The organism is Mesorhizobium sp. M7A.F.Ca.CA.001.04.2.1 (assembly GCF_003998485.1).
Lineage (GTDB): Bacteria > Pseudomonadota > Alphaproteobacteria > Rhizobiales > Rhizobiaceae > Mesorhizobium > Mesorhizobium ciceri.
Genome location: NZ_RZQT01000002.1, coordinates 85,172 through 111,905, shown reverse-complemented (window position 1 = coordinate 111,905; position 26,734 = coordinate 85,172). Strand labels below are relative to the sequence as shown.

The window sequence follows — 26,734 nt, the reverse complement described above, 5'->3', positions numbered from 1 at the left end:
GAAATCCTGATGTAGGTCGACCAGCAGTTTCGAGTGTCGGCTTCGGAAATGAGGAATGACCGACCACCAGCCGCTCGACGCATTGCAGCAACAGATCAGCAAGCGCAGTCTCGCCGACGACAGCGGCGACTGGTCTTTGAAATCACGGACGACGGCTGAGTATCAGATTGCTGAAGTGCTGCGCGAAAAGATCATCGTCGGTGTCCTCGCGCGTGGACAGAAGCTGAAGCAGGCCGAGATCGCCAAGATGCTCGGCGTCTCGATCACGCCGGTGCGCGAGGCGCTGCGGCTGCTGGAAGCCCAGGGCTATGTGGCGGTGAGTGCCCATCGCGGCGCGATCGTCGCACCCTTCCTGATCGAAGGTGCCGAGGAACTCTACCAGTTACGACAGTTGCTTGAAACGCGCCTGACCGCGGAAGCTGCGCGGCGCATGTCGCCGAACGATCTGTACGTTCTCAAAGCCATCAACCACGATCTTCTCATGGCCGCCAGGGCTGGCGACCGCGCCGCCTGCCAGGAGAAGAATTTTCGCTTCCACTTCCGGCTATACGAACTGGCAGGCCAGGCGCAGACGCTCGATTTCGTGCGCATACTCTGGGCCAAATATCCGCTCGACTTGCTGAGCCAGATGCCGGGCAGGCAGTCGCGCGTTTTCGATGAACACGTGACGCTTCTGGCCGCTCTGGAGCGGGGCGATGTTGAGGGCGCTACGGGTGCGATGGAAGTGCACATCAATACAGGCTGGTCGGAGTTCCTGGCAAACTACAAGATGCCCGTCTTGCCCTGAGGAAGTCGCCTCACCTAGTGACAGTCCCAACTGCGGAGCGCGCCCATGGACATCGTCTGGGGCGATGGCCGCATAGCCAACGACGACTTCGGCTGAATTGTCAGTGTCTCCTATAACCATCGCAGGGGTTCTTCCAAACAGGCCAGCAGGGAGGGTCTTTAACGTTTGCTATGAGCGACCCCTCATGGCGAGGGTTAGATTCGTCCTTCCGGCGGTTTGGGAACCTCATGATAAAAAGGGGAGGAGAGCATGCTTACCTGGAAGAACAGAGCCGTACGGTTCGCCCGCGTGATCACCGTGGCGGCCTGCACGGCAGCATTTTCGTTGGTCGGGCTGGCGGCTAGTCACGCGGCCGATCCGACGGCCGAGGAGCAGGCAGCCGCGCTGGCCGCCGTGCCGAAGGAGGCGCAGAAATACTACGGCGGCTACTGGTATGCGACCAATATAGTCGCCGATCCGTTCGCTAACTGGAAGCCCCATGCGCCGCCATGGAAGATTTGCCACAATGATTCCTATCTTGGGAATTCGTGGCGCGCCAACCTTGTGGCGGAGCTGAAGGCGCTGACCAAGCAATTGGCCGATCAAGGCCTCGCTGAACCCGAACTCAACGTCACGAACTCTAACGGCGACATCAACCTCGAGCTCACGCAGCTGAAGGCGCAGATCGCGCAGGGCTGTGACCTGATCATGAGCTATCCGGGGTCTGCGACCGGCCTTTGCGCGGGCATCAAGGAGGCTTTCGACAAGGGCATCCTTTTCGTAACCATCGACTCGACGGTCACCTGCCCGGAAGCGCTGAACGTAGCGACCAATCCCTACTATCGCGGTCAGTACGAAGGTGAGTGGATCGCCAAGCAATTGGGCGGCAAAGGTACCGCCCTCATCATGAACGGACAGCCCGGGACCGCGAACACGGTCGCTCAGGAGACAGGTTTCCGGAAGGCCGTCGAGGCGTTTCCCGACATTAAGGTCGCCGGCAGCCTGTTTGGCATGTGGACCGGGTCGGTGGCCAAAACCGAGGTGCTGAAGTTCCTGGCGACGCATCCTGAGCCTGTGCACGCTGTGTTCTCGACAGGCAATATGGGCGTTGGCGTGGGCCAAGCGTTCGAGCAATCGGGCCGTGCGCTTCCGATCATCACCGAAGTCACCAACCTTTGCAGCCTGCTTGCTTACTGGAAGGAAAAGAACCTCACCGCCAACACCTTTGTCCAGGATGGCGGTCCGATGGCCTATTCCGCCTTCATTCCTGCACTGCACATGATGGCCGGGCAAAAACCGAAGGTGAACACCATCTTCATGCCGCTGCCCAGCATCACGGCGGAGAACTTCAATGACTACTACGACGCTTCCATGACCGTGCAAAGCACCTGCTTCGCCAACGGCAAGGACCTGCACCTCGTGCCGGACTCGTATTTCGAGCAGTTCTTCACCGGCGGCGAGCCGAGAGCCAAGGTTGAGATCGTCTCGACCAACGCCCAGCCGCAGTGAAATGCACCACGATGGGTGCTCGCGTTCAGCGCGGGCACCCATAAGGGAGTTGCGCATCGTGCGCGGCATTGCTTTTCAAAGGATCACACCCGTCTGGTATGAATGGTAGTCGCACTTTGACCGACTTGTCCCTCAAGACCATCCAACGAGTGGCCGGGCCTTTGGCCCCGTTTCTCCTCGCCTTCATCCTTTTCTTTGTCATAAACGTCTTCATTCCCGGCTATGCCAGCGTCATAAGCCTGCTGTCGCTTCTGCTGCTTTCCAGTCTGCTTGGCATCGCCTCGGTCGGCCAGACCCTGACGATCGTCATCGGCGGCTTCGACCTTTCGATCCCGGCTGTGATCGGCTTGTCTAACGTGCTGTTCGCGCTGCTTTACGGCGCCGGCTATTCCGCTTTTGCTGCGGCCGTGTTCATTCTAGCGCTGGCGACGCTGATCGGTCTGGCAAACGGCTTTGCATCCCGATACCTGCAGCTCAACCCGCTCGTGGTGACGCTGGCGAGTGGCTCGATCATCCTTGGCGCCATCTGGGCAGGGACGCATGGCGAGGTTTCGGGCTTTGTGCCTGATTGGCTCGTCAACATGGTTTCGGTTATCGGCAAGACCGGTCCCATCCCGCTGCCCGGCTCCGTGGTGATCTGGCTGCTCATCGCCGGCGGCATCCTATTCCTCGAGCGCAAGACCAAGCTCGGCCGCTGGATGTTCGCCGCAGGGGCAAATCCTCGCGCCGCCGAACTGGCCGGCGTGCCGATGCTGCTCGTCTGGATGAGTGTCTACGCGCTCAGTGCCTTCCTGGCAGCGACGACGGGCATTCTACTTGCAGGCTTCAGCGGAGCGGCCGATCCGACCGTCGGCGCAGCCTACCTCTTCACCACTGTCGCAGCAGTCGTCGTCGGCGGCACGCCGCTGACCGGCGGGCGCGGCGGCTATGGGCGCACAATTGCCGGCTGTCTTGTCGTAACAGAACTTAGCACCCTCCTTGTCGGTCTCGGGCTCGACCAGGCGGCACAGCAGATATTCCTCGGTTTCCTGATCGTCGGGCTCGTGGCGCTCTATGGCCGCGAACCGCATCTGAGTATGCGCATATGAACAGCGCGGTCCATCAGCGCGCGATAGAACCGCCCGCCGACCGCAAGGGCATGCCGCTGCTTCTGTCCGCGGATGGGCTTCGCCGGACATTTGGCGAAACGATCGCGCTTGATTCCTGCTCGCTGTCGATCCGCGAGGGCGAAATCCATGCCGTTGTCGGAGAGAATGGTTCGGGCAAGAGCACGCTGATCAAGATACTCAGCGGCATCGTCCGCGCAGAAGCGGGCACACTGGATTGGCTCGGCCGGCAAGCCAGTTTCGCGAATCCGCGTGCCGCGCAGGACGCCGGCATTGCTACGGTGTTCCAGGAGACGCTGGTCCTTCCAGACATGTCAATTCGTGACAATGTCATGTTGGGCCTGGACGGCATGATCCGTCGCAATATGACCCCCTTGCGCGAGCGCGAAGCCGTGCGGAAAGCACTGGCGGCTGTCGGTATCGGCAATCTTGATATCGAGCGGCTGGCCGGCACGGTATCGCTCGCCAACCGCCAGATGATCGGCGTCGCACGGTCTCTTATGCGGCCCTGGCGCCTGCTTATCCTCGATGAATCGACCTCCGCGATCGATATCGAAGACCGCGATCGTCTCTTCGAAGTGCTACGAAGTTTCCGTGGCGAAGGGCGATCGATCCTATTTGTCTCGCATCGCATGGACGAGATTCACGCCCTTGCCGATTGCACGACGGTACTTCGATCTGGCCGGAGCGTCGCATCGCTGGAGCGCGGCGCAGTATCGAGCGAAATCCTGCTCGACCTGATGTCGACGCGCGAAGGTGCGCGGGCGGCGGAAGGCGAAGGCTGCGGCGAGACTATTCCCGCCAATGCCGAGGTGATCGTCGGCGTGCGAGGCCTGTCGGTTCTCGAAGGCAAGCCGACACTGGATCTCGACCTTCGTCGCGGCGAGATCATTGGCGTGGGGGGGCTGGAGGGGCACGGCCAGGTCGCCCTGCTGGAGTGCATCGCTGGTCTGCGTCGCGCGCCCACGGGGACAGTGCACGTCGGGACCATGACCATACGGTCGCAACGCGACGCGGCGCGCGCGAAGATCGCGTTCCTGCCGCGCGACCGCAAATCCGAGGGTATCTTCGCCCCGCTGTCGGTGCTCGACAACGTGACCGTATCGGCGCTCGGCTCATTCGCCCGTTGGGGTGTGCTGGGCACAAGGAAGCGGATAGAGGTCGCCGGCGAGGTCACTCGGCGGACCAGGGTCAAGATGGCTGGGCTCGACACGCCGATATCGGCGCTGAGTGGCGGCAACCAGCAGAAGGCGCTACTCGGGCGTCTGATCGCCACCCAACCGCGTGTGTTGGTGTTGAACGATCCGATGCGTGGTGTGGATCTGGGTGCCAAGCGCGACCTCTACGAGGTGCTCAATAATCTCGCTTTGAGCGGCGTTTCCATCCTGATGCTGTCGACCGAACTGGTGGAACTGTGCCTGCTTTGCCACCGGGTGGTTGTGTTTCACGATCACGCCGTCAGCGCGATCGTCGAGCGCGGCGACCTTAGTGAACGCGCATTGATCGATGCGATGTTCTCGCAACGCCGACTGGAGACCTCGACATGAAGTGGCTCGGCGACCGCAGCTACGCATGGCCCGTGCTCATTGCGGTGGTCATTTTCACTGCTCTCAACGCCTTCGCTAGCCCCGCTTTTACCGATGTGACGAACTGGAACGGCATGCTCATCGGCGTGGCGCCGTTCATCATCACCGCCATGGCCCAGACCGCGCCCGTGCTTTCAGGAGAGGGCGGGATCGACCTTTCGGTCGGGCCGCTTGCGGGGCTCGTCAATGCCATGGTGACGTCGATCCTCGTGCCGAATGGGTGGGCCGATCCGGTGACAATCATCGGCGCTTCGCTGGGCGTCGGCATCTTGTCCGGCCTGTTGAACGGCTTCCTCATCGCAGTCGTGCGCGTCCAGCCGATAATCGCAACCTTGGGCACGTTCCTCGCCTTCCAGGGCATTACGCTAGAGATGCTGCCCATGGCCGGCGGTCTGGCGCCGCAATGGCTGCTCGGTCTTGCAGGCAGCTATGGCGGACTTTCGGGGATGCTCGTCCTGCTCATCGTGCTTGGCCTTGTCTGGCTGGCGTTCGAGCGGACAGGCTACCGCCGCAACCTGCTCGCCGTTGGAGGGGATGCGCGCGCTGCCTACGCATCGGGCGTCAATGTGGCGGGCGTGCGCATCATCGCCTACGTCATTGGCGGCGTGCTGGCGGCGATCGCTGGGCTGGTGTTTACCGCTGCCCTCGGTTCGGGTGATCCACGCGTCGGCGTTCCGTACACGTTGACCTCCATCGCTGCCGTCGCGCTGGGCGGCATCGCCTTGACCGGCGGGCGAGGGGGCATGCTGGGTGCAGCCGCGGCCGGCACGCTGCTCTTCCTGATCCAGACCCTGTTCACGCTGGCGCAGGTTTCGATCTTCTACATCCAGATCATGTACGGCCTGATCCTTCTGGTTGCGCTGACCTTGAACGCAGCCGGCGAGCGTGCGCGGCGCGGCCGTATGACAAAGCAGCTCGGCTGAGCCGCGTTGCCTCCGCGGCCAAGCAAGTCGTCGCGGCAAGCTTCGCGCATCGCGATGGTTGGATGCTCAACCACGACTTAGCGCCCAAAGCCGTTTGACCTAGACCAATTCATGTCGGTCTTATCGGCCGGTTCTTTTGGGAGGAGATCATGAACATGCTACCAGCTTCGCTGGCACGGCGCGGCGTGGCCGCAGTTGCGTTTTTGGGTGTCTGCGTCTTGGCTTCGCTAAGCGCGGCCGGTGCCGCCAGCGCCCAGGACAAGCCGCGCATCGTCATGCTGGGCGGCCCGCTATGGGATCCCTTTTTCGGCGCGATGAAGAAGGGCGGCGACGACGCTGCTCGTGACCTCAATGTCGACTACCAGTGGATCACCGGCACCGATCCCAACAATTTCGTCGCCGACTACGCCAAGCTGGTGAAGCAGGCCGCGAGCCAGAAGCCGGCCGCCATGGTCATAGGCAACTACTTCCCGGACACGCTCGACCCCATCATCAAGGAGATCACGGCCAGCGGCATCCCGGTCATCATTCAGCATGATGGTGGCGCTTCCTGGCGGGATATCGGCGCGATTTCATACGTAGGCTTCAGCGCCCGTGACCTCGGTCGCGCGGTTGGTGAGAGGGAGATCAAGGCCGGTGCAAAATTCGGCCTTTGCGTCAATCACGTTCCCGGCAACACCACGCTGGACCTGGATTGCCTCGGCTATAACGATGCCTTCAAGGCGGCCGGAGGCGACTCCAAGGTCCTGACCATCCAGTTCTCCGATGCCAGCAACCCCACTTTTGTCAGCAGCGCCATCCGTGGTGCGCTGCAAAGCGATCAGAGGATCGATGCGATCTGGACCATTGGCGCCGTGCAGGGCGTTGCTTCCGTGGAGGCCGTCAAGCAGAGCGGAAGAAAGATCGTCAATGCTTCGCTCGGCCTGTCGCTCGGCTCGCTCGAAGCCTTGAAGAACGGCGACCTGCTCTTCATCGCCGACCTGCAGCCATATCTCGACGGCTACTACGCCTTGCTCGCGGCATACCAGTATGTGCAATACAAGATGCTGCCAATGGGTCAGATATCAACCGGTCCGCTGATGATCACCAAGGACAATGTTGACGAGGTGCTGAAAGTCAACGGGACCTATCCCGGCGTCAGAGGGGCGTCCTGATTACGCGCCAGCTCCCTGCGATCGTGGCGCGCCCGAGATCCTGCCTTCACTGTCCCTCGGATCTTCTCAACCAATCCCAGCACTTGCCGGATGACGCTCATGACATTGGAAACCCAGGCGCTGCGTGACGCATCGGCCGCCACCTCCCGGCCAATGCGGAGCTGGTCTCCGTCCAGTCTAGTGCGCAGACCCGAGTTCGGTGCCTTCGTAGCCACCGTTTTCGTCTATGCTTTCTTCGCGGCGACGGCCTATCGGTACGGCTTCGTAACCTTCGACGGCACCGCCGGATGGCTCAACACCGCAGCCGAGCTCGGCATCATCGCCATACCGGTCGGCATTCTCATGGTTGCGGGCGAGTTCGACCTGTCGGTCGGCGCGGTGGTAGGCGCGGCGTCGATCACGGTTGCGATCGGCACGACATTGTTTGGCTTTTCCGTGTGGCTCATGATCTCAGCCGCCCTTGCACTTGGCCTGGCTGTCGGCGTCCTGAACGGTCTCCTTGTCGTGCGCACCGGGTTGCCGTCCTTCATCGTGACGCTTGCCAGCAGTTTCAGCATAGGCGGCCTGTCACTTGGCCTGGCGCGGCTGCTCAGCAACACCACCTCGGTCTCGGTGAAGTCGACACCGCTTTCAGACGCTGTCTTCGCATCGAACTGGGGCCAGGCAAACATCTCGATCCTGTGGTGGTTCGCCATCACGATCTTTGGCGGTTGGGTACTGGCGAGGACCGCGTTCGGCAACTGGATATTCGCGACCGGTGGAAACCCTGTCGCGGCGCGCGGCGCCGGAGTACCGACAGGTTTTGTCAAGATCGTGCTGTTCATGATGACCGGTCTTGGCGCGAGCCTTGTCGGTGTCATCCAGGCGATCGGATATCATTCCGGCAACGCGACTGCCGGCCTCGGCTATGTCTTTCAGGCACCGATCGTCGCCGTAATCGGCGGCGTCCTGCTCGGCGGCGGCTACGGCTCCGCGTTCGGGGTGTTTCTCGGCACCGTCATTTTCGGCGTCATCAATATCGGCATCTTCTACACCGGATGGAGCACCGACTGGGTCCAGCTCTTTCTCGGCGTTCTGCTGATGGCGGCCGTGATCACCAATCACTACTTCCGGCGCCTCGCCATGAGCGCTGGCTAGCCGACAGCGCGAGGTTCTGCATGGCTTCTGAAAACCGCCCCCTCATCGAACTGCAAGGCGTCTCCAAGCGCTTTGCCGGCGTCCAGGCGCTTACTGACGTGTCTCTTAGCGTTCCAGCCGGGCAGGTGGTCTGCCTTCTAGGTGACAACGGTGCCGGCAAGTCGACATTAATTAAGATCCTGTCGGGCTTTCACGGTCCTAGTGAAGGCAAGATCCTACTTGATGGCGTGGAAACGCAATTCACCGATCCGCGCGATGCCCGAGCGCGCGGTATCGCCACAGTGCATCAGGATATCGGCACCATTCCGCTGATGAGCGTGGGCAGGAACTTTTTTCTTGGCGCCGAGCCCAAGAAAGGTGTCTGGCCGTTCCAGCGGCTAGACATCGAGAAGGCGAACCGCGTCTCCGTGGAGCAGATAAGGCGCTTCGGGATCACGCGTGTGCGCGACGGCAACCAATTGGTGGGATCGCTATCGGGGGGTGAGCGACAGGTGCTTGCAATCGGGCGAGCTATGTATTTTGGCGCCCGCGTCCTGATTCTGGACGAGCCGACATCGGCACTTGGTGTCAAGGAGGCCGCTACCGTGCTGCGCTTCATACAGGCGGCGCGTGCCGAGGGTGTCGGCATTGTCTTCATAACGCACAATGCACATCATGCCACGCTCGTGGGCGACCTGTTCACCGTCCTGATCCAGGGTCGTGTTGCGGCCAGTTTCAAGCGCGGTGAAAAGAGCAGCACGGAACTGCTGTCGCTGATGGCAGGAGGCGAGCAGATGGAGGACATAGCGGGCGAGCTCGCCGTTCTGGCGCCGACAGTTACGACAACGCCCCTGGGAGAGACGCAATAGTGACCACACGCGATGTGCATTCGATCGACGCCTTGCTTCGCAGGGCGGCGCAGCGCGGTGACGTGCCCGGCGTCGTTGCCATCGCGGTCGACAAAACGACCCGGCTGTATGAGGGCGCCTTCGGCCTGCGTAACCTTACCAGGCGCGCACCGATGACGCTGGACACAGTCTTCTGGTACGCATCGATGACCAAGGCCCTGGTGGCGACGGCGGCGATGCAATTGGTGGAGCAGGGGCGGGTCGCTCTGGACGAGCCGATCGGAAGCGTCCTGCCGTCGCTTGCCTCACCAGAGGTTCTCGATGGTTTCGACGCGAACGGCACGCCAATGGTGCGGCCGGCCAAGCGGCCGATCACACTCCGGCATCTGCTGACGCACACATCCGGCTATGGCTACGACATTTGGAATAAGGCGGTCGAGCGCTATATGCGCGAGAACCACATACCGCTGCTAGTCGACTGCAAGTTGAGTTCGCTCGCTCAGCCTCTGGTGGCCGATCCGGGCGAGAAATGGGAATATGGCATCAGCATCGACTGGGCCGGGCAGGTCGTCGAAGCTGTCAGCGGCCTATCGCTCGAGGACTATCTGCGCGAGCACCTGTTCGCGCCCCTTGGGATGCACGACACGGCGTTTCTGATAAAACCGGCGTGGCGCGAGCGCCTGGCGGACGTGCATCGCCGCCAAGCAGACGGCTCGCTTGTTCCGATCGAGCATGAGATCTCCCAGCAGCCCGAATTCTTCATGGGCGGCGGCGGCATCTACGGAACCGCTGGCGACTACGCGTCCTATATCCAGATGCTCTTGAATGACGGGCGAGCCAAGGATGGCACTGTCGTGCTCAAGCCGGATACCGTCGAACTCATGGGCCAGAATAGCATCGGCGACATCAAGGCAGGCGTGCTCACCTCGGTGTTGAAGGATCTCGCCAACGATACTGATTTTTTCCCTGGCATGCCGCAGAAATGGGGATTGAGTTTTCTGCTCAATACGAGTGATTCGCCCAATGGGCGTAGCGCCGGCAGCATGACCTGGGCTGGCCTTGCCAATACCTATTTCTGGGTGGATCGCTACAGAAGCATAGGCGGCGTGATCATGACGCAGATACTGCCTTTCGGGGATCCGATCACTCTGAAACTCTATGAAGGCTTCGAGCGCGGTCTCTACTTAGGACCGAGCAAACCTTCGTAGCGACGATCGCCCCCATCTCTCATCGCCGAACGCGATGGTTGCTTGGCAATTTACGATTTCCGTTCCTTCGGACCATGTCCTAAGAGACCTAATGGCGGTCGTCCGGTTCGCCATCTCGGCCGTTTTGGAGGATGGCGGTCGTGCTCCCAGGCTTCGCCGAGCGCTTGCGTTGACGGCCCGCTGAAGATTGGGCGCTTCTCCGCTCCGCTTGCACCCTCCCGAAGAACCTTGGGAATGTGACGTGACAGCAGCCAAACCACACTGCCAGCCGTCGGGTGCCTATCACATCGCCATCGGCGACATGACGGTGACTGCGGTCAATGACGGTACCTTTCAGGCCACTTTCGATATGATCGCGGGTATCGATCAGGAGGATTGCATCCGCATCGAAACAGCGGCGTTCCGTCCGGTTCCGCCCAAAATGACGATGAATGCCTTTCTGCTCCGGACCGGCGATCATGTGGCGCTTGTCGACACGGGCTGTGGAACGCGTTCGGGACCGACGTTGGGCATGGTCTGCCGGAACTTGGCGGCAATCGGCATTGTTCCCGCTGACATCGACACCATCCTGATCACGCACATGCATCCCGACCACATCAATGGGTTAATCGATGAAGCCGGTGAGGCTGTGTTTGCGAACGCAGAACTTGTCGTCAACGAGGCCGAGCTCCAGTTCTTTCGAGATCCCATGTCGCCCTCACGCTCACCCGATGGCGAACCGCAGGAATTTTTTGAAGGGTTCCGGCGGGCTACCCGGCCGTATGGAGAGCGCATCCGGACGGTTCGTGACGGACCCGTCATGCCAGGGGTCATTGCTGTCACACAGGCCGGCCATACGCCCGGCCACACCGGCTGGCTCATTGAATCCGGCGGTGATTCTGTAATGATCTGGGGCGACATTGTTCATATGCCGCATCTACAATTTACGGCGCCCCAGGCAGCAACGATTCTTGACATAGACCGCGATCTGGCTGTGGCTACCAGGCGGCGTGCCTTGGATATGGCGGCTGCAGACAGGCTTCGCGTAGCCGGCATTCACCTGGACTTTCCTGCCTTCGGTCATGTCGAGCGACGAGGCGGTGGCTATGCCTTCGTTCCGGAGGTCTGGCGCGCGGTTGTCTGACGATTTGGCGTCCCTCTGTTGGAGCGCCCCAATATCGATCTCTTGAAACTAGATGGGAGGAAGCAATGAATCCGGATCGCCGTCGGCTTTTGAAACTCGTGTCCGGTGCTGCGCTCGCTGGCGTTACGTCAACGGCACCTTTGCGGCCCGCCTTCGCGCAGCAGAAGCTGCGCATCGGATTGGTTGTCAAGGTCATGGGCATCAGCTATTTCGACGTGACCCGCGATGGTGGTCAGCAAGCGGCCGATGAACTAGGCAATGTCGAACTCGTTTACACGGGTCCGACCGCAGCGACCGTCGAACAGCAGATTGCGGTCATCGACGCGCTCGTCGCCCAGAAAATCGACGCTCTTGTCATCTCGGCCAACGACGCCACAGCCCTCATCCCTACAGGCAAGAAGGCGATGCAGCGTGGCATAAAGGTCATCTCCTTCGATTCTGCGATCGCGCCGGAAGGCCGCATAATGCATGTGAACGCCCCGCACGATGACTTAATCGGCGCCAATGACGTGCGCATGATCAGCAAGACGCTCGGTGGCGAAGGCGAGGTCGCAATTCTGTCGGCAACCTCGCAGGCAACCAACCAGAACCTCTGGATCGAGAAGATGAAGGAGGAGTGGCAGAAGGAGAAATATGCCAAGCTAAAGCTGGTCGGCGTGGTCTATGGCGACGACGCGGCGGACAAGAGCTATCGCGAGGCGCAGGGACTCATAAAAGCGTACCCAAATTTGAGGGCCATTATCTCGCCGACCGCCGTCGGCATTGTCTCCGCCTGCCGGGCGGTTACCGATGCAGGTCAGTTGGGCAAGATATTTGTTACGGGCCACGGCCTGCCTTCGGAGATGAAGCCAAACGTGCTTTCCGGTGTGACCGATACGTTCCAGCTTTGGAGTCCTGCTGATCTCGGCTACGCGGCCGTCATGTATGCCGGCATGCTCGCGCGTGGGCAAACCGACGGTGCAGCCAACAGCACCACCAAGATCGGTCGTCTCGGCGACATGACCGTGGAGGCGGACGGCAGCGCTTATCTCAAGGACCTGTTGGTATTCGATAAGTCGAACATCGAAGAGTGGGCGACGAAATTTTAAGCGTCAGGAGTTTCGGACGCCTGGTTGTGCGTGATCTCGAAGCGAACCAAAGTTTCGTCAACGGGCAAACTCTCGCGCTTTACGGGAGGTCGTGATTGCGGGCTTTTAATCAGCCGATCTGAACGAAGTTTGCCCCGGGGACACTTGCCGCAGGGGAAGTTTCGGCGCTCTGGGCCGGCATGCCGATCCGATCGTGCCGTTCGGATTCCTACCGGGCGGCACTGGGCTGAAGCTTCTGCGCTACGGGCGTGTCCGTGACGACCTTATCCTCGACGCAGAGCGCTTCTGTCTGGACACAGAAATTCGCCTTGTCAGTAGGGTGCAAGGGAATTGCTCCGTGGAGAGGGCGAACAGTTCGCAAATGATTCCGCGATACGCGGCGAACCCTAGTACCCTGCTGCAGCCAGCCCGTCAGCGTGCATCTCCAAACGCGATGACATGTTTTCCATATGAGACTCCCTCACGCCGGCAGTTGCGGTAAAAACCCTGGAAAAGAACCCGAGCCACAGAATTGGGCTGAGCCCACGGTGTAGGCGGATATTTGTCGTGGGGGAGGAGCGTTGCCGCAACCCTACCATTTGCGCCATCGCCAGACAGTCTGGTTGGCGGCGATTATGCGCCCGAACCCTTGGTTCACGACAATCCAAACCGCCTTAAACGACAAATATTAATGAGGAGGAATTAATAAATGCCAATGAAGACACTTGCTGCTGTCGGCCTGACAATAGCTATCGCTCTGACCGGTACTGTCCCGACATCAGCCCAGATGAAGAGCAGCACGTTCAACATTCTGATGCTGACTGATCTTTCCTCGGTCTATTCAGAAACCTCAGGTCCAGGTGATGTGGAATTCGCAAAGATGGCGGTCGAAGATTTCGGTGGCAAGGTCAACGGGGTTCCGATAAAAGTCATCGTCGTCGACAACAAGCTTGATCCGGCGCTGTCCGTCAACAAGGCACGCGAGATCATCGATTCCCAGGGCGTGAATCTGATAACGGACGTGTCGAGCTCGGCGGCCGCGATCGCTGTTGCCAAGCTTGCCAACGAACGACACATTCTGACGACTTTCGTCAGCCCAGGAACCATGGCACTTTCCAACGAGGCCTGCGGTAAATACACTTGGCACTACGGTTACGATACTTCAGCCATGTCGGTCCCAGTCAAACAAATGACCAAGGAGGGCACTAAGAAGTGGTACTTTATCGCGGCTGACTTTGCCTTCGGTAAATCTCTGCTCGATTCTTTCTCAAAGGCTGTCAAGCAGAATGGCGGCGAAATCGTCGGGGTGGACATGGTGCCGTTCCCCAATGATGATTTCTCAAACTATCTCCTGAAAGCGCAGGCGGCGGGCGCGCAGGCCATCGGCATTCTTGAATCAGGTCAGGACCTGCGCAACGCGGTCAAGCAGGCACGAGAGTTCGGATTGATGGACGCAGGTATAAAGATTGTTCCCGGCCAGTTGAATCTGTCGGACGTCAAAGCTCTTGGCCCAGACACTTGGGCTGGCGTTAACGCCGCGCTGATCTGGTATTGGGATCTGGACGACGAGACCCGGAAATTCGCCAAACGCTTCCATGAGAAACTGAATTTCTATCCCGGCGACATACACGCCGGGAACTATTCCGCCGTCTATCAGGTGCTGAAAGCGGTCCAGGAACTCGGCACCGACGATCCCGACAAGGTGACGAAAGTCCTTGAAGGCCGACGTTTCAGCGACATGTTCGCGAAGGACGCGCTCATGCGCAAGAGCGACCATCTTGTGGTCAAGCGCACCTTCGTCGGTCAGGTCAAGCCCGCGTCGGGCGTGAAGAACGATAGTGACTTTTTTGATATCACCGGCTCGGTTCCAGGTGACGAGGCGTATTATCCGGAGACGGACAGCACCTGCAAGCACGACTGGGAGTAGGACGACATAGTTCCCGGCATCGGTTTATCGACGTCGCCGGGACGCATCTGGCCTGCAGAGATCCGGAGTTCTACCTAATGTCATATTATGCGATATTGCTCTTCAATGGGCTGGTGACCGGCGGGGTCCTGGCGCTGATGAGCCTCGGAATGAGCATCATTTTCGGCATGATGCGCGTGGTCAATTTTATGCATGGCTCCATGTTCATGCTTGGCGCCGTCACCGCGTTGGTTCTGGGGTCTCAATTCGGCCTCTCGTTGTGGGTCGGCTTCCTCGTTTCAGCCGTCTTTGTTGGCACGACTGGCATCGTGCTGGAACGGCTGCTTATACGGCGCCTCTACGGCCTCGACCTTGCGTATGTTCTGATCCTAACGTTCGGCCTCTCGCTGATCATGCAAGACGTCGTCCGGATATTCTACGGTGTGACGTCCGCGCCCTATCTTGTGCCCGACCTTCTCAAAGGTGCCGTCAACCTTGGGTTCGTCTCCTATCCGAAATATCGTCTCTTTGTCGTCATAGTATCGATCGGCTTGTGTTTCGGTACATGGTTCGCGCTGGAGCGTACCCGTTTGGGCGCCCTTATCCGGGCGGCCTCGGAGCGGCCCGATCTCCTCAAATGCTTCGGTGGGAACGTACCCCTCCTCATTTCCGGGACATTCTTCTTTGCCTCGGCTCTGGCCGGGCTGGCTGGGGCGCTCTCCGCGCCGTTGCGCAACGTGTCACCCTTCATGGGCGAAGAGATGATCAATTTCGTCTTTGCTGTGGTCGTTGCCGGCGGGATGGGGTCGATTGCCGGCTCGGTGGTCATGGGCTTTGCATCCGGTCTCGTCTCGGCCATCGCAGCGATCTTCTATGCCCCGGCGTCCACCGCAGTCATTTACATCCTTATGCTTGTTGTGCTGCTGGTGCGGCCCGGCGGTATCTTCCAGGGCATCGACATCTCTCATTTCGCGCTTCACTACACACCGATGACGGAGCGCGCGCGACAGGTATTCCTGAGCAGGCCTGCCGCCTTGGTCGCGCTTGCTGCCGCCCTTCTGCTTCCTTGGGTGATCTATCCGGTCCTGGCGACCGATATCATCCTATGGGGATTGTTCGCCCTCGGTTTCGATCTTCTGTTCGCATTCGGTGGCCTGCTATCTTTCGGACAGGCGGCCTATTGGGGCACTTCCGCTTATGTCACCGGCATTCTGATGGTTAAGCTCGGGGTCCCGATGCTACTTTCCGTGCTCACGGGTGTCGCCGCCAGTACGGCTGTCAGCCTCCTCTTCGGCTTGGTCGTCGCGCGAAAGAAGGGGATCTATTTCTCGATGATCACTTTCGCGTTCGCATCGATCGTATATTTCATCATCAACCAGTTTCCCGACTTTACGGGGGGCGAGGATGGCCTGCATGGGCTGGTTCGGCCGACACTCCTGGGGCTGGATCTGGGCGATGATAGGGTCTTCTACTATGTATCTCTGGGCGCTGTGGCACTGGTGGTCTACGCCATCCTACGGCTTCTCAAATCGCCTTATGGGCTCGCGCTTCTCGGCGCTCGCGAGAACGAGCAGCGCTTAATGAGCATTGGGTACAATGTATACAGCCTGCGAGTGAAGGCTTACGTGTTTTCGGCTTTGGTATGTTCGATCGGAGGCGCTTTTTATGCGCTGAACCATCAGTTCGTTACGCTCGAGATGGTCAGCTGGCGGGCGTCCGGAGAGCCGGTCATGATGACGCTTCTGGGCGGAGCAGGCACCATTTTCGGGCCATTCGTTGGCAGCGGCGTCGTCCTGATGATGCGCAGCACGCTTTCGTCGATAACGGACAGCGGCAGCCTGTTCCTTGGCATTTTGTTCGTCACCATTGTGCTTCTGTTCCGCCGCGGCATACTCGGCGAAATCGTGCATTATTCCGTTGACCGCGTTCCACCCGCCGAAATGTCTGGCTCGGACAGGCGATATGCATCGAAGCCCGATCGGGTTGTCGCTACGGGAGATGCAGCCGATGCCTGATTGTGGCCAGAACATTGGCGAGAGCGCTGGCGGAACCGTGATGCCGCTACTGGAACTGCAGTCCGTCACGATGAGTTTCGGCGGCTTCAAGGCGATCAATGACTTAAGCCTGAAATTCGAGAGAAAGCCGGTTTACGGCATCATCGGCCCTAATGGGGCCGGCAAGACGACTTTGTTCAACGTCTTGAGCGGGTTTTATCGGCCGAAGCGTGGTCGGCTGCTGTTCAACGGCCAGGACATGACTCGTTTACGAGCCGAGCAGTTTGCTCGCCAAGGTATCGTGCGCAGCTTTCAGATCACGAGCATCTTCCCCAATCTCTCGGTCATGGACAATGTCGTGCTGTCGGTGCAGCGCCGAGCAGACGGGGGTACGAAGGCCTTCGCAAAGATCGACTGGCATGAGGATCACCGGCCGGAAGCGTCGGCACTGCTGGATCAGGTCGGAATTCCGTCCTCTTTGCGCGGTCGACCCGCAGGGGACCTGCCATATGGCCGCAAACGCGCCTTGGAGCTCGCGATTTCCCTGGGAGCACACCCAACGATTCTCCTTCTCGACGAACCAACCGCTGGGATGACGACGGCAGATGTATCGCGTACGACGGACCTCATTGCGCAACTGTCCGTCGACCGCATGATCATCGTCGTGGAGCACAACCTCGGTGTCATCGCAAATGTCGCCGATGAGATCATTGTATTGCAGCAGGGGGCGCTTCTAACGCGCGGTCGCTACGCCGACGTCCGACAGGATCCCCGGGTGATAGAAGCCTATTTGGGAAAGCGCCATTGAGCATGCTGGAGATAACGGATCTCGACGCCTATTATGGCGAAAGCCATATTTTGCAGGGCGTCAACTTGTCTGTCCAGACTGGCGAAGTGGTAACGTTGGTGGGGCGAAACGGTGCCGGCAAGACCACGCTGCTGAAGTCGATCATCGGCGATATTCCCCGACGAACCGGGAGCATCCGCTTCATCGGAACCGAAATCATCGATCTCTCGCCTGAGCGGATTTGCAAGATGCGGGTCTGTTTTGTGCCGGAAGACCGCGGAATTTTCTCGACGCTGAACGTATACGAGAATCTGACGATCGGCCGTGCGAACGGAGACACCGCCTGGCCGCTCGACCGGATCTATGAGTATTTCCCGATCCTCAAAACCCGGCGCTCGCAAAAGGCCGCGTCGTTGTCGGGTGGGGAAAAGCAGATGCTAGCGATAGCGCGGCCCCTTTACATGGGCGCTTCGTTTCTGATGCTCGACGAGCCGACAGAGGGGCTGGCACCTGTCGTGGTCGATGCGATCGGTGCACTGATCAAAGATATCAAGTCCACGGGACTGACCATTCTCTTAGTCGAGCAGAATCTTCAATTCGCCGCCGAGGTCGCCGACCGGTACTACGTAATCGAAAATGGAAAAATCGTCAGAGAAATGACGAACCATCAGATGGCCGAAGATCAACAAAGTCTTCTCGATCACCTCGGAGTGTGAGGCACGACCAGGATGTTGTCGAGCTCCGGATGGCAATGGTGAATCAAACCTTATGACAACGCCCATCCTCGAGCTTCGCTGCCCGACCGCGAAAACGCCGGGCACGCTCATGCGCGCTGTCGCCGATCCTGGCCTGCGCTGTCCCAGGACTTCTCGATCGCAACGACACAGCCGAGTTACGCGCGAGGGCCAAGCCAATTTAGCGTTATGGTCAAAATGCAGTGATTGATCTTCTCTGTGGATTGCACTGAGGCACCCCTCCCAAAAAACTAGTTGTCTTCTTGGTCTTAGGTTCGCCGGACCATACGAGAGAATAAGAAGGAAACCGGTTGGCTAACCATCCTCTACGCATTGATTGTATATGCAAAGTTGACCCGCAGAGGCTAAAACAGTCGTTATTCGTCAGTGGTTTACGAAGCGGTTCGTCCATTTTGATTCAGGAAGCTGATCCAGCTATTTTGCTGCCCGAATTTAACTCATACCGAATGGCAGCTTTGCGCCCAATATCGGCCGTTCGGCCTCACCGGCATCGATCCCCCCAAAAGCGGCCGTTCGTTCCTCCGGGCAAGCGGTCGCTTAGGAATGCCTGGCTTCGGATAATCCAGTCAGTCCGCTTTGTGGGAACGGTGGGTCATAAGCAGCCGCATAGATTGGCTGAGAACGCCGTTGGCGGATGAGCATGGGAACGCGTTCCATTACCGGCGACGGCTTTCCGCCAGATGTCGGCTACACCGACGTTCGCCCCCGCAATGACGCGTCACCTATGAACTCGGTCGGAGACAGTCGTTGTAGGGCGAGAACGTAGCGTTCCGACGCATCCGGAGGAGTTTTCAATTGAGATTAAACGAACAAGCCCGGCCGTGAAGTCAGACGTCCGGCGGCCGAAACTCACGTACGACCTCGAACACGCCGGGCTCGAAAATCACAGTTACCATGATCTCTCGAAGCGCGCTCATCGAGCTGCTGCCTGCGCGCATCGCCTGATATTCCGCGAGGCTTCGCCAGCGCGCATACATCACAACCCGCTCGCCATCCAGGCTCAGATGCAGTGTCGCGCCTTCGAAGCCAAGGGCCGTCGCGACCGACTCTTCTGTGACTTTGGTTAGCAGAGCTATCAATTCCGCCGGATCTTCTGCCTTCAACCGGAAGGTGTTGATCAGAATCACGCGGCGCTGTTGTTTCGGCATCACGAAGCCCTTCCTTCCACTTGCGGCTGTGCGTCTTCAGAACCTGAGGCCGCCGCAGCTTGCAGCACGGCTTGCAGTTCCTGGTCGAGACGCTGCGCGACGACGTCAACCAGCGGGTCGCCGAACTGGCGGAAAACGGCGGCGGGCCGGTCGTACTCGAACGCCGAGCCTTCTCCGTCCTCTCGCAACAGGACGCGGATGGGTGCGTAAATCCCGGCGGAAAGCTGGTGGCGGGTCATCTTCGAGGCCGTAAGCGGGTTGCCAATGTCATACTGGATGGAGCGCCGCTTCTGGCCTGCGATCGCCAACAGCGCGCCATGGTCCCGGAAGCCGAAAATCGACAGGTTCGCCGAAGCTTCGAGCTCGCGCAAAGCGCGCTCGGCCTCGCCGTATCGCAGTAGTGTGAATATCCCATCGTCGATCCGCGGGACGAGGCTCTCAAGCCTGGCCTTCGTCTCGGTGAAGGGATTGGCGGATCGGATGGTGATGTGCTCGTTTGTGAACGGGCGTGTCTCGACCGTGGGGGTGGCCATTGGCTGTCTCCAAATGATGAGGGGCGGGATTTCGAGAGCGATTAGAAGGTTATTGCCTAGCCCTGAGGGCCTTCTCCACGCGCGCCGCGAGACCGAGGAGCGCGCGGTCCTCGCTTTCTGGCCCGTCGAGCTCGAGGCCGATCGGGAGGTCATGACTGTCGAGACCGATCGGCAGGCTGACCCCGGGTAGTCCAGCAGCGCTGGCGGGAATGGTGTTGTTGGCCAATACCCGGAAATCAACCTCCTGGTCGCCCACGGTGAATTGCATCTGGCGCTCAACCCTCGGTGCCGTGCAGGGCGTCGTCGGGAAGATCAGCGCGTGGGCACCATGCCGCGTGAAAATCTCGCTCATGCGTTCCTTCACCGCCAGGCGGTCGGCAGTCAGGGCGTGATAAGCCTGCTCACTCAGGTAGCCCGGCGCGCCGGGTATGACGAAGTGGTCCCAGGCGTCCTTCACGCCTGCGCGCAGACCCACGTGCAGATCCTCGAAGGCGACGGGGATCGCGTGTCGCTCCAGGAAATCGCTGAGCGAGGCCTTGGTCTCGCGGAAGAAGAGGCTCCACGTGGTCCGCAGGGCCAGCGCCTGGAAGTCCCCACCGAGATCGATCTCGACGATTTCGGCCCCCGCCTCGGCGAGGCGCAGGAGCGTGTTGCGGAACCGCGCCTCGACCTCGGGGTCCACTGCGTTCAGGTACTGGCGCGGCGCAAAGGCGAAACGGGTCCCCTTGAGATCGGCGCGACAGTCCAGCTCCGCCGCCGGCGCACCGGTGACGACCTGATCGATCAGGACGCAATCCTCGACGCCGCGGGCGAAGACCCCCGTCGTATCGAGTGTGTGAGAGATCGGCGCGACCCCTCCGCGCGGCCAGCGCCGGGTTGTCGGCTTGAACCCCACGACGCCGCATAGGGAGGCGGGGACGCGGATTGACCCGATCGTGTCCCCGCCCAGCGTCGCCGGAGCGAGGCCGGCGGCGACCGCCGCCGCCGAACCGCTCGACGAACCGCCTGTTACATGGTCGGGTGCATGCGGGTTTCCGACCTGGCCGTAAGGGCCGTTTTCGCCAGTCAAGCCATAAGAAAGTTCGACCAGGTTGGTCTTCCCAAGCACGATCGCGCCTGCCGCCTTGAGCGTCGCAACGGCGTCCGCGTCCTCAGTTGGCTGGAAGTCTTTGAGCGCACCGACGCCCAGCGACGTGCGCACGCCTGCCGTGAGATAGCTGTCCTTGATGCCGAGAGGAACACCGAGCAGCGGCGCGTTCACGCCCTTGGCGCGGGCCTTGTCGGCTTCGCGGGCTGCGGAGAGGGCGCCAGGCTCGTCCAGGGTGATGAAAGCTCTCAGGCCCTCTTTCCGCCGCGCCTTGGCGAGAAGGGCAGAAACATAGTTTTCGGCGCTGATCTCGCCCCGGCGAATGGCTTCCGCCGCGCCCGACACGCCCAGCCGTGTGAGTTCTACCGCTTCTGGCACATTGGCATCGATGGCTCTGGTCTGCTGGTTCAGCATGAGGCCTCTCCTCTCATTAGAGATCAGTTAGATGTTGTGTAACATCTATTTGGATGTCATATAACATCTAACCTGTCAAGGCTCGTTCGTGAGTGGTAGCGAGGAAGCGTCGTTGAGGAAGTCAAACAAGGAAGCCGCTGAAACCCGGCGCGCCATCGTTGCGGCGGCCGCTGACTACATCCGGCGCACGGGCATCGCCGAGGCTAGTCTTTCGGACGTTATGGCTGCTGCCGGCCTCACCCACGGCGGCTTCTACAAGCATTTTCGCAACAGGGAGCAGCTAATAGCCGAGGCGCTCGTCGCTGCGGGCAACGCATCTGCGGACATGCTCGGCAAGGTCCGGGCAGAAAAGGGGCGGAACGCTGCGTTGGACCGCTACCTGTCCCCTGAGCATCGCGATGCGGGTACGCCTACCTGTCCAATGGCGGCGTTGGGGAGCGAAGCTGCCCGGTCCTCAGGTAAGACGCGGGCGGCGGCGGTGGCTGTCGTCGAAGAGATGATCGACGCGCTGGCCGAAGATCGATTTTCTGGGGAGGCCCGCGGCGAAGCCATGGTGGACTACGCCACCATGATCGGCGCAATGACCTTGGCCCGAATCGCGTCGGGGACGCCACTATCGGAGGAAATCCTTGAACGTGCAAGGAAGCGCCTGCGTCGATAGGCGCGCCCCGTCTGGACAGCGCCGTGACCGGCCCACTCGCGGCCTGCGGGCTGAACGTCCGTTACGGAAGACGGCCGCCCCAGCGTCGGTGCAGGACGGCCGCTCTCTGACTGACTAGGCCACGTACTACCCGATGTCCAAAGCTGGGAACCAGCCGATGAAGGCAGCTTTCGCGCGCTGATCGTCCAAAGGCTGGCTGTCCGTAAACCGGCCCCAGAACTGTCGTCCGCAACGCGCCTGAAGTCGGCCATCGAACTTATAATGGCCGCCGTCCAGAAGCGGACATCCAAGCGGCTAGCCGCAATGGCACCTTCGCGCCCAACAGCGGCCACCCTCCCCTTGCTGGTACACCCCCTTCTACTGGTTACAAGCATCGGAGCGGGCGTGGACAGGCTGCTACGCGCGTTACCCGGGCTGCGGCTTCGAACTCGGTGCGGGGCTTATTTGGCGAAGCGGCTTCGGAATTCGGTCGTGGTGCTGCTGTGGGGGAAGGGTTCGGTCCGGATCGGCACGCTGAGAAAGGCGCGCAGGTTCGGCCATTGGATAGAGCAGCAGGCGCGACCGCCGAAAATTTTCGTCTCTATGACGGCCCGGCCAAAACTTTGCGGGTCGGTGTCGCCCATGGCGTTGAAGATCGTGGCGCGTGCGCTCCTATACCAGTCCTCGGGGTTGCGAACGGTGAGGATGAGCTTGGCGTCGGGGAAATACTCGGCGAGTTCGCGCCAGAAATAGGCCGTCGGCCAGTCGACTGCCGACTTGTAGCCGACATAGACGACGTCCCAATCCACCGGCTCGCGGCGCCCGGCGGCGCGGATCAGGTCGCGGTGCTCGGCGTTAGAGTTGACGTCCTCCATGTGAACCGAGCATTTCAAGCGCCAAGTTCAGAGTGTGCGTGCCGGTGCGGCCGAACCCAGCCCCGATAACAGGTAATGCCATGCGATCCTCCTGTGGGCGGGAGCGGATCATAGATTGCAGAGGGTGGAAAGGGAGGATGGTCCTAGCTCTCAATCCAAGAGGCCAAATCGGCATGTCGAGCGATGCGGCGAACTCGCTCTGCCCGAAGGCTACATAGCGGGCCGGCCGGTTACGGCGCCGATAGCGATCCGAGCCGCAGGAGCTAGGCCGGCAGCCTTTGTTTCCAGCATAGCCCCGATAAGGGTCGCTTCGGCCAATTTCGGGGGCACCAGTTGGTCGTGTGTCCGCATTCTCGTTACACAGCCGTTCCATCATAGTTCCCTTCAAGTTGCGAGGGGGGCGGCGGCGGATGTCCGTGCCGTCTGCTGTGTTTTCAGGGTGGAATCAAACGGCCTCGGTCGCGGCGGCTTGCCGGACAAGCGCCGCGATCACCTCCACAAGAGGTGTCTTGCCTTTGACGCTGTTCTGTCCGTTATCTTTGAAGTCGATCCAGCCTTCGTTGAAGCCGTCGAGCATGCGCATGCGCGGCTGTGGGTTACGCGTACCCTGGGCACGGAACAGGCCCTCCCAGCTTTCCCGCGGGACGATCTCCACCCGCACCGGATGCCCGAGTGCCGACGCGAAGGCATTGGCGAGATCGTTGGGCGAGACCCGCGACGGGCCTTCAAGTTCCACGACCCGCTTGCCGGTCCACCCCTCGCGGATCAGATCGGCGGCAAGCCGGCCGATATCCTGCGTCGCCACCATGGCGAAGGTCTTGTCAGCCGGCTGGAGGAAGCTGTGCAGCACGCCTTCGTCGCGGGCCGGCGCGACGTCCCAGGCCGCATTTTCCATGAACCAGCCGGGCCGCAGGAAGGTGACGGGAAAATCGAGCTCGCCGAGGGCTTCTTCCAGCATCGCCCGTTGGCTCAACAGATTGTCCACTTCCCCGTCGGCGCCGATGGTGGAGAGGCAGACGACCCTTTCCGGGCGCGCAGCAAGGAGAGCGGTCGTCAGCACCTCATTCCGCTTGGCCGCTTCCGGATAGCCGGGCGCAGGGTCGAATTCCGACGGCGGCAGAATGAAAACGCCAGTGGCGCCCTTGAAGGCGGCAGCAAGCTGGGCGGCGGCGCCCATCTCGGCGAAGGCGATTTCACACCCGCGCTTGCGCCAGATTTCCGCCTTGGCGGGATCGCGCAGCACCGCACGGACCGGTTCTCCGGCTTCGATCAGGGCTTTCGCCAGCGCGCCGCCGACCTTGCCAGTTATTCCTGTAATCGCATACATGATATGTCTCCTTGTGTTGAAATCGGGATGGATCAGGCGAGGCCGTCGTAGAGGCCGCGCTCGAATGTGCCGTAGAGCTTCACGACCTTTTGGTCGTAGAAGGGCAGGAGCTGGGTGAAGATGGCGCCGGTCACCTTCCTGACCGGGTCGAGCCAGAAATAGCAGTTGAGCAGGCCGGCCCAGGAAATGCTGCCTGCCGACCGACCGTTCGGACCGGGCAGCGTGTTGATGTCGAACGAATATCCCCACTTGTGGGGCTCGTCGGGAAACTGGTCGAAGCTCCGCGAATAGGCAGGCTGGGCAGTCCTCATGGCATGGACGTCGAGGTCGCCGATCTGGTTGCGCATCATCGACGCGACCGTTTCCGGCTTCAGCACCCGTACGCCTTTATGAGTGCCTCCGTTCAGCAGCATCCGCAGGAAGGCCATGTAGTCGCGCGGTGTACTGAAGCCGCCGCCGCCGCCCATGAAGAATTCCGGCCGCTGCGGCATTTCGAAGGGCGCGGGCGTCAGGCCGCCGTCTTCGCGACGGTTATGGAAGGTGGCGACCCTGGCCTTCTGCTTGCTTCCGATCAGGAAGCCTGAATCGGTCATGCCGAGCGGGGCGAAGATGTTCTCGCGGAAAAAGACTTCCAGTGACTGGTCGCTGACCGCCTCAACCAGCTTTCCGACCCAGTCCATGCTGATGCCGTATTGCCAGCGTTCGCCGGGGTCGAATTCGAGCGGTGCCAGGAAGGCGCCGTTCTTGCACGTGGCGATGTCCGGCATGCCGGTGACGTTCTCGTAGCGGGTTAGTGCATCGCTCCAGATCGAATAGGTATAGCCGGAGGTGTGTGTGAGCAGGTGACGCACCTTGATGGCCCGCTTGGCCGGACGCAGGCGCGGCTGGCCGTGGCCGTCGAAGCCCTCCAGCACCATCGGATTGGCGAGTTCCGGCAGATATTTCGCCGCATCGTCCTCGGGATTGATCCTGCCCTGCTCGATTAGCTGCATGCAGGCCGTGGCGGTGAAGGCCTTCGTCATGGACAACAGCCAAAATACCGTATCGGCGCGCATCGTTGCTCCGGTGGCCGTACTGGCCTTTCCGAAGGTTCCTTCGTAGATCATGCTGTCTGGTCCTGCCGCGGTGGCAACGACGCCGGCGACGATCCCGTCGCGCACCGCCTGTTCCATGGCCATGTTGATGGACTTGAAGTTGCCGGACCGCGCTTGCCGGTTGGCCGCCAGTGCGTGAACCGGCGTGTTCACCGCGGCGGCGCCCGCCGCCAGCAAAAGGCCGCCACGCGCCAACAGGCTTCTGCGTGAGATCGCATTCATGGATGAATTCCTTCTCGCAAGGTCGGAGACTTCCGCGGTCCGGTGTGCCGCCGGCGCCGTCCCGGCGCTCAAAAATCATCTATGGGAAGCGACGCGATGATTCACGCGCAATAAAATCAAAGATAAGATGACTCAAAATCATCATGATGGGCCATTAACGATCATCGACCTTGCAACGGAGTTAGGGCATGAGTTTCGACACGCGGCTGCTGACCGGGGTCGGCGTTTTCGGGGCGGTGATGGAAGCGGGCAATTTCGTGCGGGCCGCGGATGTTCTCGGTCTCACGCCATCGGGGGTCAGCCGTGCGGTGGCGAGGCTCGAACAACGTGTCGGTGTCAGGTTGTTCGACCGCAATCCGCGCGAGGTCACGCTGACGGAGGAGGGCGCGCGCTTCCATGCCCGGATAATGCCGCTGCTGGCCGGACTGGAGGAGGCGGCCTCCGAAGCCGCCGGTTCGGCGGCATTCGTGGGCGGGCGGCTCAGGGTATCGATCGATCCCTGGTTCGCGCGAATGGTGCTGGCGCCGAGGATCGGTGAATTCCTGGCACGCTACCCCGCACTGTCGCTCGATCTGACCACCAGCAACTATCGCGAAGAGTTGATGAGCGGCGCGGATGTCGCCGTGCGCTTCGGTCCGCCGGACGAATCCTCGCTGATCGCGCGCAAACTGCTGGACGTCCCGGTGCTGACCTGTGCCGCCCCAAGCTATCTCGACCGTCACGGCATTCCAGCCACGCCCCACGACCTGATGCACCACGATTGCATCCTATTCCGCGACCCGCAGACCGGGCGGCCGTTCACCTGGGAATTCCGAGGGGATAACGGGGCCATCGAGATCAAGGCGTCGGGGCGGTTGGTCTTGGACGATCCCTCCGCCGCCGTCGCGGCCGGTCTCGCGGGGCAAGGCATATTCCAGAGCCTTGCCATCGGCCTCGACGAGTGGCTTGAGAGCGGGGCGCTCGCGACGATCCTGGCGGAATGGTCAGACGAGCAGTTTCCGCTTTACGCCTATCATCCGTCACGCCACATGCCGCCTGCAAAAGTGCGCGCTTTTCTGGATTTTGTTCAACGGATCGCGGCGGAGTAACGCGGGGCATTCTTGCCGCACGGCCCTAGCTGCCGCCGGAAAAAATGCTTGCCGCCTCGCATGATGGTGTTCCATATCGATCATATGAGCCGACGGGGAGCCGGTCACCATCGGTCGAGCGGCCGAAATGCAATCGACGCCTCAGCCGCTGGATATCATCGCCTGGTTGGGCCGCTTGAAATTCGGAATTGGCTCTTATCTGCTTTTTCGTGATGACTTGCCAAAATCTTTAGCCGACAGACCACATGCCAACGGAAGTCCAAAGTCTCCCGTACCCAGCCACGTCAGCCTTTGGTCCTGATCTCATCTGACGCCAGGATGTCTACGTGGGCCATTCCCAAGGCGTAAAACCGCTCAGAGAGCGTGACAATGGGCGTCGACCAAACGAGGTCATACAATCCTTGGCGGGTGAAAGTGTGCTGCATCTGGGTTTTGTGCGATTTGGCGGGTATGACGCA

The 26,734-nt window shown here is 60.7% G+C and carries 23 protein-coding genes; 17 read left to right on the top strand and 6 right to left on the bottom strand.

Annotated elements, in window-relative coordinates; genetic code table 11:
* Positions 1 to 55: 55 nt before the first annotated feature.
* From EN955_RS01340 to EN955_RS01270, 15 genes are all read left to right on the top strand, one after another.
* The gene (locus EN955_RS01340) at positions 56 to 787 is read left to right on the top strand and encodes a GntR family transcriptional regulator (protein WP_050580511.1); all 732 of its coding nucleotides are present in this window, start codon (positions 56 to 58) and stop codon (positions 785 to 787) included.
* Positions 788 to 1,075: 288 nt separating this feature from the next.
* Positions 1,076 to 2,275: a substrate-binding domain-containing protein gene (locus EN955_RS01335; RefSeq protein ID WP_164752878.1), complete on the top strand. Its 1,200-nt coding sequence runs from the start codon at positions 1,076 to 1,078 to the stop codon at positions 2,273 to 2,275.
* Between the two features lie 161 nt (positions 2,276 to 2,436).
* Positions 2,437 to 3,363, top strand: a complete 927-nt coding sequence (locus EN955_RS01330) for an ABC transporter permease (protein ID WP_024504911.1) — start codon at positions 2,437 to 2,439, stop codon at positions 3,361 to 3,363.
* Positions 3,360 to 4,928 (top strand): sugar ABC transporter ATP-binding protein, encoded by a 1,569-nt coding sequence (locus EN955_RS01325; protein WP_024504912.1) that lies wholly within the window; start codon positions 3,360 to 3,362, stop codon positions 4,926 to 4,928. The genes EN955_RS01330 and EN955_RS01325 overlap by 4 nt, the downstream gene beginning before the upstream one ends.
* The gene (locus tag EN955_RS01320) at positions 4,925 to 5,890 is read left to right on the top strand and encodes an ABC transporter permease (RefSeq protein WP_024504913.1); all 966 of its coding nucleotides are present in this window, start codon (positions 4,925 to 4,927) and stop codon (positions 5,888 to 5,890) included. The genes EN955_RS01325 and EN955_RS01320 overlap by 4 nt, the downstream gene beginning before the upstream one ends.
* Before the next feature lie 149 nt (positions 5,891 to 6,039).
* Positions 6,040 to 7,044 carry a substrate-binding domain-containing protein gene (locus tag EN955_RS01315; protein WP_024504914.1) on the top strand — a complete coding sequence of 335 codons (1,005 nt, stop codon included), beginning with the start codon at positions 6,040 to 6,042 and terminating at the stop codon, positions 7,042 to 7,044.
* 99 nt (positions 7,045 to 7,143) lie between these two features.
* Positions 7,144 to 8,181, top strand: coding sequence for an ABC transporter permease (locus EN955_RS01310; protein ID WP_245265391.1), 1,038 nt, complete (start codon positions 7,144 to 7,146; stop codon positions 8,179 to 8,181).
* Positions 8,182 to 8,201: 20 nt separating this feature from the next.
* On the top strand, positions 8,202 to 9,029 hold the full coding sequence (locus EN955_RS01305; protein WP_024504916.1) for an ATP-binding cassette domain-containing protein: 828 nt from the start codon (positions 8,202 to 8,204) through the stop codon (positions 9,027 to 9,029).
* Positions 9,030 to 9,043: 14 nt separating this feature from the next.
* Positions 9,044 to 10,216 (top strand): serine hydrolase domain-containing protein, encoded by a 1,173-nt coding sequence (locus EN955_RS01300; RefSeq protein WP_081714397.1) that lies wholly within the window; start codon positions 9,044 to 9,046, stop codon positions 10,214 to 10,216.
* Between the two features lie 241 nt (positions 10,217 to 10,457).
* Positions 10,458 to 11,339, top strand: a complete 882-nt coding sequence (locus tag EN955_RS01295; protein ID WP_024504918.1) for an MBL fold metallo-hydrolase — start codon at positions 10,458 to 10,460, stop codon at positions 11,337 to 11,339.
* Between the two features lie 65 nt (positions 11,340 to 11,404).
* The gene (gene rhaS, locus EN955_RS01290; RefSeq protein WP_024504919.1) at positions 11,405 to 12,427 is read left to right on the top strand and encodes a rhamnose ABC transporter substrate-binding protein; all 1,023 of its coding nucleotides are present in this window, start codon (positions 11,405 to 11,407) and stop codon (positions 12,425 to 12,427) included.
* A 688-nt stretch (positions 12,428 to 13,115) separates the two neighbouring features.
* On the top strand, positions 13,116 to 14,333 hold the full coding sequence (locus EN955_RS01285) for an ABC transporter substrate-binding protein (RefSeq protein ID WP_081714392.1): 1,218 nt from the start codon (positions 13,116 to 13,118) through the stop codon (positions 14,331 to 14,333).
* Between the two features lie 77 nt (positions 14,334 to 14,410).
* A complete protein-coding gene (locus tag EN955_RS01280) occupies positions 14,411 to 16,327 on the top strand; it encodes an ABC transporter permease (RefSeq protein ID WP_024504921.1) in 1,917 nt (638 codons plus the stop codon).
* The gene (locus tag EN955_RS01275; protein ID WP_050580513.1) at positions 16,320 to 17,114 is read left to right on the top strand and encodes an ABC transporter ATP-binding protein; all 795 of its coding nucleotides are present in this window, start codon (positions 16,320 to 16,322) and stop codon (positions 17,112 to 17,114) included. The genes EN955_RS01280 and EN955_RS01275 overlap by 8 nt, the downstream gene beginning before the upstream one ends.
* 2 nt (positions 17,115 to 17,116) lie before the next feature.
* Positions 17,117 to 17,809: an ABC transporter ATP-binding protein gene (locus EN955_RS01270; protein WP_032899528.1), complete on the top strand. Its 693-nt coding sequence runs from the start codon at positions 17,117 to 17,119 to the stop codon at positions 17,807 to 17,809.
* Between the two features lie 866 nt (positions 17,810 to 18,675).
* Here EN955_RS01270 and EN955_RS01265 read toward each other — a convergent pair.
* The 3 genes from EN955_RS01265 to EN955_RS01255 are packed head-to-tail and all read right to left on the bottom strand — an operon-like array spanning position 18,676 to position 21,030.
* Complete coding sequence (locus tag EN955_RS01265) at positions 18,676 to 18,996, bottom strand: antibiotic biosynthesis monooxygenase (protein ID WP_032899530.1); 321 nt, start codon at positions 18,994 to 18,996, stop codon at positions 18,676 to 18,678.
* The gene (locus tag EN955_RS01260; protein WP_024504925.1) at positions 18,996 to 19,529 is read right to left on the bottom strand and encodes a DUF302 domain-containing protein; all 534 of its coding nucleotides are present in this window, start codon (positions 19,527 to 19,529) and stop codon (positions 18,996 to 18,998) included. The genes EN955_RS01265 and EN955_RS01260 overlap by 1 nt, the downstream gene beginning before the upstream one ends.
* Before the next feature lie 49 nt (positions 19,530 to 19,578).
* The gene (locus tag EN955_RS01255; RefSeq protein ID WP_032899531.1) at positions 19,579 to 21,030 is read right to left on the bottom strand and encodes an amidase family protein; all 1,452 of its coding nucleotides are present in this window, start codon (positions 21,028 to 21,030) and stop codon (positions 19,579 to 19,581) included.
* Positions 21,031 to 21,142: 112 nt separating this feature from the next.
* On the opposite strand from EN955_RS01255, the gene EN955_RS01250 reads away from it, so the two are divergent.
* Positions 21,143 to 21,691, top strand: a complete 549-nt coding sequence (locus EN955_RS01250) for a TetR family transcriptional regulator (RefSeq protein ID WP_024504926.1) — start codon at positions 21,143 to 21,145, stop codon at positions 21,689 to 21,691.
* Positions 21,692 to 22,131: 440 nt separating this feature from the next.
* Here the strand turns inward: EN955_RS01250 and EN955_RS01245 are convergent, their stop codons facing one another.
* The 3 genes from EN955_RS01245 to EN955_RS01235 all read right to left on the bottom strand — a co-directional run bounded on the left by EN955_RS01245 (position 22,132) and on the right by EN955_RS01235 (position 25,188).
* Positions 22,132 to 22,545: a sulfotransferase gene (locus EN955_RS01245; protein WP_164753010.1), complete on the bottom strand. Its 414-nt coding sequence runs from the start codon at positions 22,543 to 22,545 to the stop codon at positions 22,132 to 22,134.
* 445 nt (positions 22,546 to 22,990) lie between these two features.
* Positions 22,991 to 23,872 carry an NmrA family NAD(P)-binding protein gene (locus EN955_RS01240; protein WP_024504013.1) on the bottom strand — a complete coding sequence of 294 codons (882 nt, stop codon included), beginning with the start codon at positions 23,870 to 23,872 and terminating at the stop codon, positions 22,991 to 22,993.
* Positions 23,873 to 23,904: 32 nt separating this feature from the next.
* Complete coding sequence (locus EN955_RS01235; protein ID WP_024504012.1) at positions 23,905 to 25,188, bottom strand: serine hydrolase domain-containing protein; 1,284 nt, start codon at positions 25,186 to 25,188, stop codon at positions 23,905 to 23,907.
* 188 nt (positions 25,189 to 25,376) lie between these two features.
* On the opposite strand from EN955_RS01235, the gene EN955_RS01230 reads away from it, so the two are divergent.
* Positions 25,377 to 26,276, top strand: coding sequence for a LysR family transcriptional regulator (locus EN955_RS01230; protein ID WP_024504011.1), 900 nt, complete (start codon positions 25,377 to 25,379; stop codon positions 26,274 to 26,276).
* Positions 26,277 to 26,734 lie beyond the last annotated feature (458 nt).